Annotated in this window: 2 rRNA genes; both read right to left on the reverse strand. The window is 45.3% G+C overall.

What is annotated here, in order from left to right:
* A 5S ribosomal RNA gene (rrf, locus tag JW499_RS21945) occupies nucleotides 1–56 on the reverse strand; the annotation flags it as partial.
* A gap of 188 nt (nucleotides 57–244) precedes the next feature.
* Nucleotides 245–327: ribosomal RNA gene (locus tag JW499_RS21950) — 23S ribosomal RNA — on the reverse strand; the annotation flags it as partial.

The raw sequence follows: 327 nt of genomic DNA on the forward strand, positions 1-327 counted from the left end.
TTCACTTCCGAGTTCGGGAAGGGATCGGGTGGTTCCATCTCGCTATTGTCGCCAAGCAAAACTGGTTGCTCTAACGATTTGAACATCAGTGTTAACTTATGCTCAAAGCGTCATTCGAATCCTGTAACTCTTTAATCGGGAAGAGTATGCACAAACTCTAATCCGTGCACTGTTTTATTCAGTGCGGCTCTTTCGAGCATAATGTATCTTTTTCTATCAGCTAACCAAACGCTTTTGGCGTTATATGGTCAAGCCTCACGAGCAATTAGTACTGGTTAGCTCAACGCCTCACAACGCTTACACACCCAGCCTATCAACGTCCTGGTC

The organism is Amphritea pacifica, from assembly GCF_016924145.1.
GTDB classification, from domain to species: Bacteria; Pseudomonadota; Gammaproteobacteria; order Pseudomonadales; family Balneatricaceae; genus Amphritea; species Amphritea pacifica.